Annotated in this window: 16 protein-coding genes; 13 read left to right on the top strand and 3 right to left on the bottom strand. The window is 61.1% G+C overall.

Features of this window, described 5'->3' with window-relative positions:
- Position 1: 1 nt before the first annotated feature.
- Complete coding sequence (locus K8U03_17770; protein MCE9606742.1) at positions 2-523, bottom strand: GNAT family N-acetyltransferase; 522 nt, start codon at positions 521-523, stop codon at positions 2-4.
- Between the two features lie 241 nt (positions 524-764).
- Here K8U03_17770 and K8U03_17765 point away from each other — a divergent pair, with 241 nt between their 5' ends.
- The 13 genes from K8U03_17765 (at position 765) to K8U03_17705 (ending at position 11,219) form a co-directional block, all read left to right on the top strand.
- Complete coding sequence (locus tag K8U03_17765; GenBank protein MCE9606741.1) at positions 765-1,571, top strand: DeoR/GlpR family DNA-binding transcription regulator; 807 nt, start codon at positions 765-767, stop codon at positions 1,569-1,571.
- A 70-nt stretch (positions 1,572-1,641) separates the two neighbouring features.
- Positions 1,642-2,316, top strand: coding sequence for a phosphate propanoyltransferase (locus tag K8U03_17760; protein ID MCE9606740.1), 675 nt, complete (start codon positions 1,642-1,644; stop codon positions 2,314-2,316).
- A gap of 119 nt (positions 2,317-2,435) precedes the next feature.
- Positions 2,436-2,732 (top strand): BMC domain-containing protein, encoded by a 297-nt coding sequence (locus K8U03_17755; protein MCE9606739.1) that lies wholly within the window; start codon positions 2,436-2,438, stop codon positions 2,730-2,732.
- Between the two features lie 199 nt (positions 2,733-2,931).
- Complete coding sequence (locus tag K8U03_17750) at positions 2,932-3,201, top strand: BMC domain-containing protein (protein MCE9606738.1); 270 nt, start codon at positions 2,932-2,934, stop codon at positions 3,199-3,201.
- A gap of 30 nt (positions 3,202-3,231) precedes the next feature.
- A complete protein-coding gene (locus K8U03_17745; protein ID MCE9606737.1) occupies positions 3,232-4,422 on the top strand; it encodes an acetate/propionate family kinase in 1,191 nt (396 codons plus the stop codon).
- 16 nt (positions 4,423-4,438) lie between these two features.
- Positions 4,439-4,753 (top strand): EutN/CcmL family microcompartment protein, encoded by a 315-nt coding sequence (locus tag K8U03_17740; protein ID MCE9606736.1) that lies wholly within the window; start codon positions 4,439-4,441, stop codon positions 4,751-4,753.
- Between the two features lie 202 nt (positions 4,754-4,955).
- The gene (locus tag K8U03_17735; GenBank protein MCE9606735.1) at positions 4,956-6,401 is read left to right on the top strand and encodes an aldehyde dehydrogenase EutE; all 1,446 of its coding nucleotides are present in this window, start codon (positions 4,956-4,958) and stop codon (positions 6,399-6,401) included.
- A gap of 134 nt (positions 6,402-6,535) precedes the next feature.
- Positions 6,536-6,796 carry a EutN/CcmL family microcompartment protein gene (locus tag K8U03_17730; GenBank protein MCE9606734.1) on the top strand — a complete coding sequence of 87 codons (261 nt, stop codon included), beginning with the start codon at positions 6,536-6,538 and terminating at the stop codon, positions 6,794-6,796.
- Positions 6,797-6,851: 55 nt separating this feature from the next.
- Positions 6,852-7,553 (top strand): hypothetical protein, encoded by a 702-nt coding sequence (locus tag K8U03_17725; GenBank protein ID MCE9606733.1) that lies wholly within the window; start codon positions 6,852-6,854, stop codon positions 7,551-7,553.
- A gap of 25 nt (positions 7,554-7,578) precedes the next feature.
- On the top strand, positions 7,579-7,863 hold the full coding sequence (locus K8U03_17720) for a carbon dioxide concentrating mechanism protein CcmL (GenBank protein ID MCE9606732.1): 285 nt from the start codon (positions 7,579-7,581) through the stop codon (positions 7,861-7,863).
- Between the two features lie 64 nt (positions 7,864-7,927).
- Positions 7,928-8,857, top strand: coding sequence for a class II aldolase/adducin family protein (locus tag K8U03_17715; GenBank protein ID MCE9606731.1), 930 nt, complete (start codon positions 7,928-7,930; stop codon positions 8,855-8,857).
- Positions 8,858-8,920: 63 nt separating this feature from the next.
- A complete protein-coding gene (locus tag K8U03_17710) occupies positions 8,921-9,862 on the top strand; it encodes a lactate/malate dehydrogenase family protein (GenBank protein MCE9606730.1) in 942 nt (313 codons plus the stop codon).
- A 52-nt stretch (positions 9,863-9,914) separates the two neighbouring features.
- Entirely contained in the window at positions 9,915-11,219 is a 1,305-nt protein-coding gene (locus tag K8U03_17705; protein ID MCE9606729.1) for a hypothetical protein, read from the top strand.
- Here the strand turns inward: K8U03_17705 and K8U03_17700 are convergent.
- Both K8U03_17700 and K8U03_17695 read right to left on the bottom strand, forming a co-directional pair.
- On the bottom strand, positions 11,216-12,301 hold the full coding sequence (locus K8U03_17700) for an ABC transporter ATP-binding protein (GenBank protein ID MCE9606728.1): 1,086 nt from the start codon (positions 12,299-12,301) through the stop codon (positions 11,216-11,218). The two genes, K8U03_17705 and K8U03_17700, sit on opposite strands and share 4 nt — an antisense overlap.
- Entirely contained in the window at positions 12,298-13,371 is a 1,074-nt protein-coding gene (locus tag K8U03_17695) for an ABC transporter ATP-binding protein (protein ID MCE9606727.1), read from the bottom strand. Before K8U03_17695 ends, K8U03_17700 begins: the two co-directional genes overlap by 4 nt.
- Positions 13,372-13,523 lie beyond the last annotated feature (152 nt).

Below are 13,523 nucleotides of genomic sequence, written 5' to 3'. Positions count from 1 at the left end.
ATCACGTCGTATAACCCGCGGCGCGATAAAGCCGCACGGCTGCTTGCCATTCGACGTGCGTTTCCAGTGTGAGGATCGACTCCTCCTGAGCAAGCGCAAGGCCTTCGATGGTCGAGAGCAGCGCTTGACCGATCCCCCGGTCGCGCCATTCCGGCCGAACCATGAGCCACATCACGGAAGCCGAATCGTGCGGCGGTCGACCGGTGCGGCCGAGCGTGATTGAGCCGACGATCGGGCCGACGATCGAATCCGGCTCGCCGTCTGAGATGCATGCTAAGAGAGTTCGCTCGGGCGACCACCACGGCTTGGCCGTGAGCTCGCGGTCGAAGTCGTCGATCGTCCAACTCCGGCCGGCGGCGAGCATCCCCGCGAAGGCCGCTTCGCGCAGCGCGAGCCATGCGCGAGCGTCGGCGTTGGTCGTTGCCGAGGTCGCCCCGTTAAACGGCCGAATCGTTACGCCCGGAACCGTTAGGGGGTCGGGACCGGCTGTGAGCGACTTTTGGAGGTGGAGAATTCTCGACATTTCCCGATACGTCGACTTTTATGGAGTGAATTCTTGGACGCGTGGCGAATTAGCGGCAAGAATTGTCACGCTTGGAAAGCCGCAAACTCAACGCTAGATACCTAAGCTATGTATCGGCAATAGATTACGGCGATTTTGAGCCATTACGAGACAGTGCAAGCAGATTTATGACGGATGATGATTGAATTCCGTCACTAAATAACAGATAATTGCCATGACTGTGACACGAGGTTATCAGTTCATGCCGATCGTCGACGAACGCCGGACACGACTTCTCGAGCTGGTGCGCGAGCGCGGATTTGCCGCTCTCCCGGATCTTGCCGAGTTGCTCACGGTCAGCGAGTCGACCGTGAGGCGCGATCTAGAGGCTTTGGAAGAGACTGGGCAAGCGAAGCGGACGCACGGCGGGGTGTTTTACACCGGTGCTTCCCCCAAGCTTCCTCATTTCGACCAGCTTCAACCTGCGAATTGGGACCGGAAGCGAGCGATCGCCCGGCGTGCGGCGGAATTGATTGCCGACGGCGACACGGTATTGCTCGACGGAGGAACGACGACCTACGAAGTGGCGCGGCTCTTGGTGGGCCGGCCGTTGCAGATCGTGACGAATTCGTTGCCGACGGCGAACTTGTTCGCTTCGAACGCCACGACCGATCTCGTGCTGCTCGGCGGTTACGTTTATCCGCGCACCGGCGTGTCGCTCGGACCTTATGCGAATGAGATGTTGTCGCGCCTCAGCGTGCGACGGACGGTGTTGAGCGTGGCGGGCATCAACGAACGGGGCTTCTTCAACAGCAATCTGCTGCTGGTAGAAACCGAGCTCGCGATGATGCAAGCCGCCGAAGAAGTGATCGTCGTGGCCGACAGTACGAAGTTCGGACATCAGAGCTTGGCGCATCTCGCGCCGCTCGAAGTGGCGAAGCATCTCGTGGTCGACGACGGGATCTCGCCCGATTGGAAACGCAGAGTCGAAGCGGCCGGAGTGCGGTTGACGATCGCGAAGCTCGAACCGACCCCAGCCACCGTTGCCGCGCCGCCGAAAACAGATTGACCGAATACGCAGCCTCTCGAAAACACGAACGCCTCGCAGCGCCGACAAGAACATCCGACCCGAACACATTATGAGCATCGCCCCCACGTTAGACCGCGCCGCGATCGAGCGGATCGTCCGTGAGATCGTCTATAAGCAGCCTGCCGCCGCGCAGAACGGAAGTTCCGCGCAGCGCGAATTGGCCGTCAGCGTTTCCGCGCGCCATGTGCATCTCACCGATGCCGACGTCGAAATCTTGTTCGGCCGCGGAGCCGTGCTCACGCCCGACAAGCCCCTCTATCAAGACGGCTTCTTCGCCGCCGCCGAGACCGTGATGGTCGTCGGTCCGCGCCGCCGGATGTTGCCGACCGTGCGCGTGCTCGGGCCGACGCGCCCGTTCAGCCAAGTCGAGCTCGCCTTTACCGACGGCATTTCGCTTGGGATCGACCTGCCCGTCCGTGCTAGCGGCAAGATCGAGGGAACTCCCGGTTGCGTGCTCGTCGGGCCGAAGGGGGTCGTCGAATTGAAGGAAGGGGTGATTCGCGCCGAGCGGCACGTACACATGAACTTCGACGATGCCGCCCGCTACGGCGTGAAGAACGGCGACCGCATGAACCTGCGGATTCATTCGAGTTGCGGAATCGTGTTCGAGAACTTGCTGGTTCGCGCCGATGCGACGAGCAAGCTCGAAGTGCATATCGATACCGATGAAGGGAACGCGGCCGATCTCGACCACGCGACCAAGGTCGAGCTTTTGAAACAGTAATCGTTCGTTAAGCGACGCCGGCCGGGAACGAAGAGTGTCCGGCCGCGAGTCGCATGCGTAAGTCAGTAGTGAGTCATTTACCCGTTCAGTTTTCGTTTCTCGCTTTGGGAGATTTTTCGATGGCGAAGTTGAGTGAAGCGCTGGGCATGATCGAAACCAAGGGCTTCGTCGCCCTGGTCGAAGCCAGCGATGCGATGATGAAGGCGGCCAACGTGCGCTTTCTCGGTTGGGACAAAGTCGGCAGCGGGCTCGTCACGGCGTTCGTGACCGGCGACGTGGCGGCCGTCAAGGCTGCGACCGATGCCGGTGCCGCGGCTGCCGGACGCATCGGCGAAGTCGTCAGCGTGCAGGTGATCCCGCGTCCGCACGACGACATCGGCATCGTCTTGCCGCAAGGTCTGACGAGCGTCGAGTAGTTCCGAGTCATATTTGGTTTTTCGCTCGTCGATCCTGCTCGTCAAAACGAGATGAATTATGGCAGTCAGTAAACGCAAGCCACCGGTCCGACCGCGCAAGACTGCCGCGCCGAGACCATTGAAGAAGCCCGAAACGAAAGCGCCGGTCGAACCGGCGATTCAACAGCCCGTACAAGCTCCTATTAAGGAACAGCGCCCCATGAACGAAGCAATCGGTTTGGTGGAAACGAAGGGTCTCGTGACGTTGGTCGAAGTGACCGACGCGATGGCGAAGGCCGCGAACGTAGAAATCGTGAAGCGAATCTCGATCGGCGGCGGTCTCGTGACGGCGATCGTCCGCGGCGACGTCGGTAGCGTGCGTGCTGCGGTCGAAGCAGGCGTTCAAGCCGGCCAGCAAGTCGGCGAAGTAGCCGCGAGCCATGTCATTCCGCGTCCGTCGGAAGGTTTGGTCAAGGCCTACTTCTCGTAAGCTGCGAATCAGGATCAGGAGATCTCAAGGATGAAAATTCTCGTCGCCAACCTCGGCTCGACCAGTTTTAAGTTTCGTTTGTTCGACATGACCGACGAGCGCCAGTTGGCGCGCGGCGGAACCGAGCGCATCGGTTCTCCCGAGAGCAAGTGCTTCGTCGAGATCGCCGGCAAGCGGAGCGAGCTCACGGCCTCGGTGCCCGACCATGCGGTCGCGGTGCGCCGTTGCTTGGAGCAGCTGACCGATCCGGTCGATGGTTGTTTGAAGGACGGCAGCGAGGTGGCGGCGATCGGCTTCAAAGCGGTGCATGGGGGAACTTTCAGCGGCGTGCAGCGCGTCACTCCCGACGTGCTCGCGGCGATGGAAGAGATGAGTCGGGTCGCTCCGGCGCATAACCCTCCGTATATCGCGGCGATGCGGTTGCTGAGCGAGAAGCTGCCTGAGATTCCCTTGGTCGCGGCCTTCGAAACCGGCTTTCATCAGACGATCCCGGCGCGGAACTACTACTACGCCGTGCCGTATCAATGGGCGGAAGAGTACTCGATCCGACGTTGGGGTTTTCACGGCGCGAGCCACCGCTACATCGGCGGCCGGTGCGCCGAGTTGCTCGGACGAAAAGATCTGCGCGTGATCTCCTGCCATCTCGGCGGCTCGAACTCGCTTTGTGCGATTCGCAGCGGCGAGAGCGTGGCGAACAGCATGGGCATGAGCCCGCAGACCGGCTTGTTACACAACAACCGCGTCAGTGATTTCGATCCGTTTGCGCTGCCTGTAGTGATGAAGCGGACGGGCAAATCGCTCGAAGAAACGCTCGAAGTCTTAGCAAACCAAAGCGGGTTGCTCGGCTTAAGCGGCGTCTCGGAAGACATCCGCGATGTGAACAAAGCGGCTGCCGCAGGGAATGCCCGAGCGCGACTGGCACTCGACGTATTTATCGGCGGCATTCGTCAGTTTCTCGGAGCGTATCTCGTCGAGCTCGGCGGTTGCGATGTGATCGCCTTCGCCGGCGGCATCGGCGAGAACGGTGTCGAGCTGCGGGCAAACGTTTGTGCGGGGCTGGAAGAACTCGGCATCAAGCTCGACGCCGGCCGCAACGCCGCGGCGAAGGGCGAAGGGCGGATCAGCGCCGACGAGAGTCGGACGCAGGTCTGGATCATCCCGACGAACGAAGAGATCGTGGTCGCGAGGCAATCGAAACAACTGCTCGAAGCCGGCAAATAATCGAATCGAGTTTTTTATGTTCGTGGCAAAAGTAACCGGCAGCGTCGTGGCGTCGCACAAGGTCGACTCGATGCGCGGCCAAAAGCTGCTCATCGTCGAGCCGTATCGAATCGATCCGGCGAACCGGCAAAAGCTGATTACGACCGGTCGAACGTTCATCGCCTGCGACACGATCGGAGCGGGCGAAGGAGAGTTCGTGCTGATCGTGCAAGGCTCCAGCGCTCGCCTCACGCCGGAAACGAAAAGCCTCCCGATCGACGCCGTGATCATCGGCATCGTCGACACGGTGCAGGTGGACAATCAAAACGTGTTCGATCGACAGACACAATAGGCAATGACGAATGTCGAAATCCGAATGTCGAAAGAATGACGAAGCACGAATGTCGAAGAGCTGCTTGAAGTATCACAATCCGATCGAGATTCATTCGTCATTCTGATTTCGTGCTTCTTTCGTCATTTGAACTTCGGCATTCGTCATTAACCCAAATACTCAATAAGACACCCGTAACTCCAACTAACTCGGCGCTCCATCCATGCAGACCGAAGACCTGATTCGTAACGTCGTTCAAGAAGTCTTGAAGAATCTCGGCACGTCGGGCCTCGGCGCTCGGGCGCATGCCGGCGCGAAGTCGTTTACCGGACGTTACGGCATCTTCACCGATGTCGATGAAGCGGTCGCGGCGGCGACGGAGGCGTTCGAGCAACTCTCGAAGCGGACGATCGAAGACCGGAAGCGGATCATCGACCACATCCGCCGGATCTCGATCGATCAATGCGTCGAGCTCGGCACCGCCGAAATGAACGAAACCAAAGTCGGCCGCTTGGTCCACAAGATCGAGAAGCTGAAGACCCTCGGGCAGCGCACTCCGGGCGTCGAGTTCATGCGCAGCGAAGTCTTCAGCGGAGACCACGGCCTCGCCGTGATCGAGCACGCCCCGTTCGGCGTCATCGGCTGCATCACGCCGGTCACGCATTCCTTGCCGACCATCACGGGCAACGCCGTAAGTATGATCGCCGGCGGCAATACGCTGGTCGTCAATCCGCATCCGAGCGGCAAGAAGATCGCCGCCGAAGGGGTTCGCCGCTTCAACGAAGCGATTTATCGCGACGTCGGCATCGACAACCTAATCTGCGTGATCGCCGAGCCGACGCTCGACACCGCCAACGGCATCTTCAAGCATCGCGGCGTGAAGCTGATCTGCGTTACCGGGGGCCCGGCTGTCGCTCGGGCTGCTTTGAATAGCGGCAAACGGGCCGTTGTGGCGGGGCCGGGCAATCCGCCGGTCGTCGTCGACGAAACGGCCGATCTCGATCGGGCCGCGGCCGCGATGATCCTCGGCGCGTCGTACGACAACAACCTGCTTTGCATCGCCGAGAAAGAAGTCTTCGTCGTCGAGAGCGTCTTCGATCAGATGATGGCGGCGATGGATCGTGCCGGTGCCGCACGCTTGAACGCCCGCGAAGTCGATGCGCTCACGAAGGTCGCGATCATCAAAGTCGGCGAAGGGGAACACAAGCACGACGCACCGGCCAAGGAATTTCTCGGCCAAGATGCGGCGGTGCTCGCACGCGGCATCGGCAAGTCGGTTTCGGATAAAACGGAATTGCTCTTCGGCGAGACCGATGAGACGAACCCGTTCGTGCCCGTCGAACAGATGATGCCGTTCTTGCCGTTCATCCGCTGCCGCAACGTCGACGAAGCGATCGCGAAGGCGAAGTTCTACGAGCACGGCTTCCGCCACACCGCGATCATCCACTCGAACAACGTCCGCAACATGACGAAGATGGGCCGCGAGATGGACACGACCCTGTTCGTAAAAAACGGCCCTTGCATGGCTTCGCTCGGTCTCGGGGGAGAAGGTTATCTCTCGTTCTCGATCGCGACGCCGACCGGAGAAGGAGTGACGACGCCGCTGACGTTCACCCGCGAACGCCGCTGCTCGCTCATCGACGACCTGCGGATTTTGGGCAAGGCCTAAAATGAAAAACCCAATGACTAAATCCTAATGACTAATGAATCACAAGAAGCTGGATGCAAGCTCCGAACCTTACGTCATTAGTCATTAGTCATTCAAACAAACAGTCGCGAACTCAATAGTAAATACAACCACCCATGCAATTGGCTCGCGTCGTCGGCACCACCACCAGTACGATCAAGCATCCGACTCTCCAGGGTTGGAAGATGCTCGTCGTGCAGATGTTGCAGGCCGATGGTCGTTCGCCGGACGGCGATCCCGTCGTCTCGATCGATAGCCTCGGGGCAGGGCCGGGAGAGTTGGTGATGATTACGAGCGACGGCAGCGGCACTCGCGACTTAATGAAGAGCAAGAACTCGCCGGTTCGTTGGAGCGTGTTGGGGATCGTCGACGAGTGAGTGCAGCGTCGTCCCATCGACGACGAACGAAGAACGACGAACCAAGAACTAAAGCATGAACGTAACGGCCGACGAAATCGAACGCATTGTCCGCGATGTGATGTCGCGCTTGGCAAGCGAACGAAGCGTCGGGCCGAAGACCGTGGAAACGGAAACGAAGCAGGCCGTCGTAGCGAACGAGTTGGTGGTCGAAGGACGCGTGGTTGCACTGGAGGATTTGCGAGGTCGGCTGCCGGGCATCGCGCGGCTGAGCATTGCCGAGCGGGCGATCGTCACGCCGGCGGTGCGAGACCTGTTGCGAGAGAAGAAGATCGCGCTCGTGCGGCGCGCGGCCGGTGCCGGATCGGCGACTGTCGCAATGCGGACGATCGTCGTCGCGGCGGCGGAAGCGAAGATCGACACGAGTCGTTTGACGAGGGACTTGCGAAGCGAAGGATGTAAAGTCGAGCAGCTTGCGCAAACCGGCCTAGCGGCCGCGGTGCGAGAGTTGAGCGACGAGGTAGCGAAGGGGGGAGCGATCGGATTGCTGGTGACCGACGAAGCGGATGTCGCTTTGGTAGTGCTCAATCGGCGGGTCGGAGTGCGAGCGGTCGGCGGCGACGATGCCGCGACGATCGAACGTGCGGCTCGGGCCGTCGGGGCGAACGTGTTCGTCGTCCGCAGCGTGCGGTTCGGCGGCATGCAGATCAAACGCTGGTTGAAGTCGTTCGCGGTCGCAGTATCGGTCCCGGCGAAATACGAAGCCATTTTGAAATAGACGTTTTGAAAATAGAGTTCTAGCGATGCGTATCGGAGAAGTGATCGGCACGGTGACGCTCAGCCGGAGGCATGCCAGCCTCATCGGCGGGAGCTTTCGCTTGGTCGTCGCGAAGTCGCTGGCGAATCTCCAGGGAACATCGACGGAGCAGGGAGAAGAGTTGGTCGTGTACGACGACCTCGGAGCCGGGATCGGAAGCATGATCGCGTTCAGCGAAGGAGTCGAAGCGGCTCAACCTTTCGCGCCGAACTACAAGCCGCTCGACGCCTACAACGCCGCCATCTTAGATCAAATAGAAATCGCCCATTAGCCGTTGCGTGATCGCACGCGCGAAAAATATCAGTCACTAAAACCGGAATCAAGAACCTACGCTCATGGCTGTCAACGTCCACAAAATCAAACAAGAGATCTGCGAGATCGGCCGACGCTTGTATGCGAAAGGCTTCGCCGCGGCGAACGACGGCAACATCACGTATCGCCTCAGCGAGAACGAAGTTCTCTGCACGCCGACGATGATCTGCAAAGGGTTCATGAAGCCCGAGGATATTTGCACGGTCGATATGGAAGGGAAACAGCTTGCCGGAGTGCGCAAGCGCACGAGCGAAGTGCTACTGCACTTGGCGATCATGAAGGAACGGCCGGACGTGAAGAGCTGCGTCCACTGCCACCCGCCGCACGCCACGGCCTTCGCGATCGCTCGCGAGCCGATCCCGCAATGCGTGTTGCCGGAAGTCGAAGTGTTTCTCGGCGAGACGCCGATCACGGTCTACGAGACCCCCGGCGGCGATGCCTTTGCGAACACGGTGCTGCCGTTCGTGAAGAAGACGAACGTGATCATTCTCGCCAACCACGGCACGATCAGCTACGGCGAGAGCGTCGAACGGGCCTACTGGTGGACCGAAATTCTCGATGCCTATTGTCGCATGCTCATGCTCGCCAAAGACCTCGGCAAGGTGACGTATTTGAATCAACAGAAGTCGCAAGAGTTGATCGACCTCAAAACCAAATGGGGTTGGAGCGATCCTCGCGTTGCGCCGGGCATGGAGAATTGCGACATTTGCGCCAACGACGTCTTCCGCGACAGTTGGAAGTCGGCCGGTATCGAACGCCGCGCCTTCGACGCTCCGCCGCCGATGCCGGGAGGCAAGTCCGCTGCCGGCGTAGTGACCGAAGGAACGCCGGTCGTCGAAGCGATTAAATCGGCCGCCGCGGCCGCGCTGGGGGGCAGCGCCAACGCCATCGACCAAGAATCGCTGGTGAAGATGATCACCGATCGCGTGATGGCCGAACTCTCGAAGCGATAAGTAGCCCGCAACGCCCGATTAGAACAACAAAATAGAAGCTCATTTTAGATAAGGTCGGTTCTCATGAAAGTCAGCATCATCGGCGGGGCAGGGCTCGTGGGCTCATGCACTGCGTTCGCGTTGCAAACGGGCAAAGTCGTCCGCGAGATCGCGCTGTTAGACGTCAACGCCGAAGCGGTCGAGGGGCAAGCTCTCGATCTGTTGCACGGCGCCACGCTCATGGCCGACCAAAAGATTTCGTCCGGCGGCTACGAACACATTCCCACCAGCGACCTGATCTGCATCACGGCCGGCCTGCGGCGCAAGCCGGATGAAAGCCGGCTCGATCTCATCAATCGCAACACCGATCTCTTCGTCGGCATCTTGAACGAGATCGTCAAGGTCGGCATCAAGCCGGGCGCGATCGTCGTCGTGGTGTCGAACCCGGTCGATATTCTCACGTATGTCGCCGCGCAACGGCTCAAGCTCCCGCCGGCGCAAGTCATCGGGCTCGGCACCGTGCTCGATACGATTCGCTTCCGCAGCTTGATCGCCGACAAGCTCGACGCCGCGCCGACGCAAGTCTCGGCCCTCATCCTGGGCGAGCACGGCGATAGCATGGTGCCGATCTGGTCGAGCGCGAGCGTCGCTGGGTTGCCGCTCGAAAAGTTTCCTGGCTGGCAGCCCCGCTTGGCTGATGAACTCTTCACGCGCACGAAGGGCTCCGGTGCGGAAGTGATTAAGAAAAAGGGAGGCGCAGGCTTCGCCGTCGGCCTTGCGATTCAAGCCGTGATCGAAGCCGTCGCACTCGACCGGCGCTGCGTGCTGCCGGTGTCGAGCGTGCAGAACGGCTGCTACGGCATTCGCGACGTCGCAATTTCGGTCCCGACCGTGGTCGGCCGCAAGGGAGTACTCGCCACGCACGAAATCGAACTCTGGCCGAAGGAAGTGCAAGCCTTGAAGCGCAGCGCACAAGTCCTTAAAGAAACCCAAGACAAAGTTCTAGCTCGCATCGCCGGTAAGTAGTTCTCTTAACCACTGACCACCGGTTACCGACCACCGACCACTGTCATCAGCCATGCAAAAGTCGCTCGATCGTAAACTCGCCGCCATTCATGCCGACCCTTCGGGCTGTCGTGAGTTCATCATCGCCGATGCGAAGGATGCCGATATGGCGTTCGGAATCGGCGCGGCCGGGCAATCGCCCGAGGCGCACACGGGCGAGCTTCGCTTTCGCACCTTGGCCGAGTACCGCAATCAGATCCGTCAGATCATCCGCCAGGGGAAGATCGACATCATGCTCACCTCGGCCAGCACGAACGACGTGCTGACCAACCAAGAGCGGCTGTTCGACGACTCGCACATCACGCCGGCGGCCCGCGCCAACGACACGACCGACGTTTGGGTTTTGCGCGGCAATCGCTATATCCAGCAACCGTCGCTCCCGTTTCGCTCCGCCTCGCTCGACCATATTCAGTGCGGCCATCTGAACTGCGCCGACGATGAACGGAAGCAAGGTGCGAACCTCGGCCTCTACAGCATCACGTTCAACAACCGGCTCGATCTCGATCGGCTCGCGCTCGAAGAATACGCGCGCTTCCGCGCCGAAGCCGAGCTCAAGGGCTTCCGGCACTTCTTGGAAGTGTTCGACCCGAACGCGCCGGAAGGGCTCGCAGGTGCCGACACGGCGAACTTCATCAACGACGCCATCGCGCGCACCTTGGCCGGCGTGGCCTATGCCGGCCGACCGGTCTTCTTGAAGGTCGTGTACCACGGCCCGAAGGCGATGGAAGATCTCGTCGCCTACGATCCGCATCTCGTCGTCGGCATTCTCGGCGGCGGGGCGGGCACCACCTACGACGCGTTCAAGCTCATCAGCGAAGCGCAGAAGTACGGGGCGCGCGTGGCCCTCTACGGTCGGAAAATCAACAACGCCGAGAACCAATTGGCGTTCGTCGAGTTTCTGCGCTTGATTACCGATCGGGTCATCTCGCCCGAGGAAGCGGTTCGTGCGTACCACGGCGTGCTCGAGAAACTCAACATCAAGCCGCAACGAACGCTCGCCGACGATCTCACGTTGCAAACCTCGGTGATGAGCTACGGCGGCGGGGCCACGGTGAGCGTGCCGGCCGCGATCCCTACGGCCAAGCCGGCCGATTCGCATAAGCATGACGAGCATCATGCTTGTTCGTGTCCGACCAAGGCGAAGGAAGCGAAGCCTGCCGGGGGGGATTGCGGGTGCCATGCGACCGCGAAACCGCAAGCGGCTGCTGCAGCCGTGGCGAAGACGGAAGCGGCTCCGAAGAGCGTCGCCGAAATGACGCAAGCCGAAAAGCTCGCTTACAACCAAGCGAAGCGCGATCGGATTTACGGGAAGTTCTAAGATTTACCCGTTGCTAACGTCGCGAGCTTCGGTGTTTCCGCGTGGTAGTGGCAGCGCGCTAGATGCGGTGAGCCCAGCGCGATCGGCTCTAACGCAGGTAGCTCCGTGCGGCAGCGTTCTGGTTTGCCGAGCAATTCATAGAGCGGGCAGCGGGGATGGAATGCGCAGCCCTTCGGCACGTTGATCGGCGAAGGGATTTCGTCGTCGACCGCCGTCACGCGCTCGCGCCGCTGCGAGGGGTCGGGCACCGGGATCGCCGAGAGCAGCACGCGTGTATACGGATGCCGTGGCTCGGCGTAGAGCAGTTTCGTCGGCGCGAGTTCGACGATCCGCCCGAGATACATGACCGCCACGCGCCGGCTGATATGCCGCACCGCCGCCAGGTCGTGGCTGATCATCAAATAGCTTAAGCCCAGCTCGTTTTGCAAATCTTGCAGCAGATTGATCACCTGGGCGCGAATCGAAACGTCGAGCGCGCTGGTCGGTTCGTCGCACACGATGAACGCCGGGTTCATCGCCAGAGCGCGCGCGATGCCGACCCGTTGCCGTTGCCCGCCGCTGAACTCGTGCGGATAGCGATTCGCCGCGTCGGCCGGCAAGCCGACTTGGCGCAACAAGAGCGAGACGCGCTCACGCACGGCCGGCCCCTTCGCGACGCCGTGAATCCTCAGCGGTTCGCCGACGGCGTTGCCGATCGTCATCCGCGGATTCAGCGAGCCGTAAGGGTCTTGAAAGATGATCTGCATCTTCGGCCGCAGCGCGCGCAGTTCGTTGCGCGGAAGATCGAGCATCGAGTGCCCTTCGAACGTCACTTGTCCCGAGGTCGGGCGAATGAGTTGCAGAATCGCGCGGCCGACGGTCGTCTTGCCGCAGCCGCTCTCGCCGACGAGCCCGAGCGTTTCGCCTCGTTCGAGCGTGAAGCTGACGTCGTCGACCGCTTTCACCCAATCGCGCACCCTCGCGAAGATCCCGCGACGGACCGGAAAGTACTTACACAAATCTTTGACCACCAAGATCGGCGCTTGCGCTGCACGGTCGGCGGCGCTCGGTTTCTCGGCGGAGTTCGGAGGGGTGGCGATCATGTTGTTTTCTCCGCGCTGCCGACGGTCGTGAAGTCGACCTTGCGGCCGGCGGCTAGATCGGCGGCGAACCAACAAGCCGAAGCGTGCCCGGGATCGATCTCGACGAGCGGCGGATCTTCCAGGCACTTCGCCGCAGCCAACGGACAGCGCTCGCGAAACCGGCAACCGCTCGGAAAGCGCGTCGGCGGCGGCACGCTGCCGGGAATGGCTTGCAGACGCTCGCGGCTTCCGTCGAGCCCCGGCAAGCTGTTGAACAGGCCGATCGTGTAAGGATGCAGCGGCTTCGCGAACAGCGAGCGAACGTCGGCCTTCTCGACGATCCGGCCCGCATACATCACGACGACGTCGTCGGCCGTTTCGGCGACGACGCCGAGATCGTGTGTAATGAGGAGGACCGCCGTGCCGTGCTTCTCGCGCATCTGCCGGAGCGTTTCCAAGATGCGGGCTTGGATCGTCACGTCGAGCGCCGTCGTCGGCTCGTCGGCGATAATCAATTGCGGATTGCACGACAGGGCCATCGCGATCATGGCCCGTTGCTTCATGCCGCCGGAGAGCTCGTGCGGATACTGATCGACTCGGCGCTCCGGCTCGCTCATCCGAACTTCGGTGAGCAAGCGCAGCACCTCGGCGCGCGCCTCTTGCTTCGACAGCCGGCGATGCAATCGGATCGCTTCGCTGATCTGGTCGCCGATCGTGAAGACGGGATTCAGACTCGTGGCCGGTTCTTGAAACACCATCGCCGCTTGTCCGCCACGAACCGCTTGCATCGCTTTCGGCGAAAGCGTGACGAGATCGACCCCGCCGAGGAGGATTTGACCCGAGACGATTTCTCCGGGCGGCATCGGAATGAGCTTTAAGATGCTCAAGGCCGTGACGGTCTTACCGCAGCCGCTTTCGCCGACGACGGCGAGTGTCTGTCCGCGGCGGACGGAAAACGAAATCCCATCGACGGCCAGCGCCGTGCCGTATTCGGTGTGGAAGTAGGTCCGCAGATCGCGAACTTCCAGCACCACGGGTTCGGACGAGCCGGCGGCAGTCGTCGCGGAATGGATCGGCGGGGGAGCTGTCATAGGCGGTCGAGCACAAGTCGCATGGCGGTATGAGTTTAGGATTGTATGGCGAAGCGCGCGGCCGGGTCAACCCGAGCAGGCCCGCGGCTCCATGGCTACACCTTCTGCGGGACTACGCTATCGGGGCGAGTTAAACCGGAGAATCGCTGCCG

This window comes from Planctomycetia bacterium, from assembly GCA_021413845.1.
Lineage (GTDB): Bacteria > Planctomycetota > Planctomycetia > Pirellulales > PNKZ01 > PNKZ01.
The sequence above is the reverse complement of the archived record's forward strand: the minus strand, read 5'-3'. Positions and strand labels throughout refer to the sequence as shown.

What these genes read in the sequence shown, in the direction of transcription:
- K8U03_17770 (MCE9606742.1), bottom strand. Translation starts at nt 523, where the DNA reads ATGTCGAGAATTCTCCACCTCCAAAAGTCGCTCACAGCCGGTCCCGAC.
- K8U03_17765 (MCE9606741.1), top strand. Translation starts at nt 765, where the DNA reads ATGCCGATCGTCGACGAACGCCGGACACGACTTCTCGAGCTGGTGCGC.
- K8U03_17760 (MCE9606740.1), top strand. Translation starts at nt 1,642, where the DNA reads ATGAGCATCGCCCCCACGTTAGACCGCGCCGCGATCGAGCGGATCGTC.
- K8U03_17755 (MCE9606739.1), top strand. Translation starts at nt 2,436, where the DNA reads ATGGCGAAGTTGAGTGAAGCGCTGGGCATGATCGAAACCAAGGGCTTC.
- K8U03_17750 (MCE9606738.1), top strand. Translation starts at nt 2,932, where the DNA reads ATGAACGAAGCAATCGGTTTGGTGGAAACGAAGGGTCTCGTGACGTTG.
- K8U03_17745 (MCE9606737.1), top strand. Translation starts at nt 3,232, where the DNA reads ATGAAAATTCTCGTCGCCAACCTCGGCTCGACCAGTTTTAAGTTTCGT.
- K8U03_17740 (MCE9606736.1), top strand. Translation starts at nt 4,439, where the DNA reads ATGTTCGTGGCAAAAGTAACCGGCAGCGTCGTGGCGTCGCACAAGGTC.
- K8U03_17735 (MCE9606735.1), top strand. Translation starts at nt 4,956, where the DNA reads ATGCAGACCGAAGACCTGATTCGTAACGTCGTTCAAGAAGTCTTGAAG.
- K8U03_17730 (MCE9606734.1), top strand. Translation starts at nt 6,536, where the DNA reads ATGCAATTGGCTCGCGTCGTCGGCACCACCACCAGTACGATCAAGCAT.
- K8U03_17725 (MCE9606733.1), top strand. Translation starts at nt 6,852, where the DNA reads ATGAACGTAACGGCCGACGAAATCGAACGCATTGTCCGCGATGTGATG.
- K8U03_17720 (MCE9606732.1), top strand. Translation starts at nt 7,579, where the DNA reads ATGCGTATCGGAGAAGTGATCGGCACGGTGACGCTCAGCCGGAGGCAT.
- K8U03_17715 (MCE9606731.1), top strand. Translation starts at nt 7,928, where the DNA reads ATGGCTGTCAACGTCCACAAAATCAAACAAGAGATCTGCGAGATCGGC.
- K8U03_17710 (MCE9606730.1), top strand. Translation starts at nt 8,921, where the DNA reads ATGAAAGTCAGCATCATCGGCGGGGCAGGGCTCGTGGGCTCATGCACT.
- K8U03_17705 (MCE9606729.1), top strand. Translation starts at nt 9,915, where the DNA reads ATGCAAAAGTCGCTCGATCGTAAACTCGCCGCCATTCATGCCGACCCT.
- K8U03_17700 (MCE9606728.1), bottom strand. Translation starts at nt 12,301, where the DNA reads ATGATCGCCACCCCTCCGAACTCCGCCGAGAAACCGAGCGCCGCCGAC.
- K8U03_17695 (MCE9606727.1), bottom strand. Translation starts at nt 13,371, where the DNA reads ATGACAGCTCCCCCGCCGATCCATTCCGCGACGACTGCCGCCGGCTCG.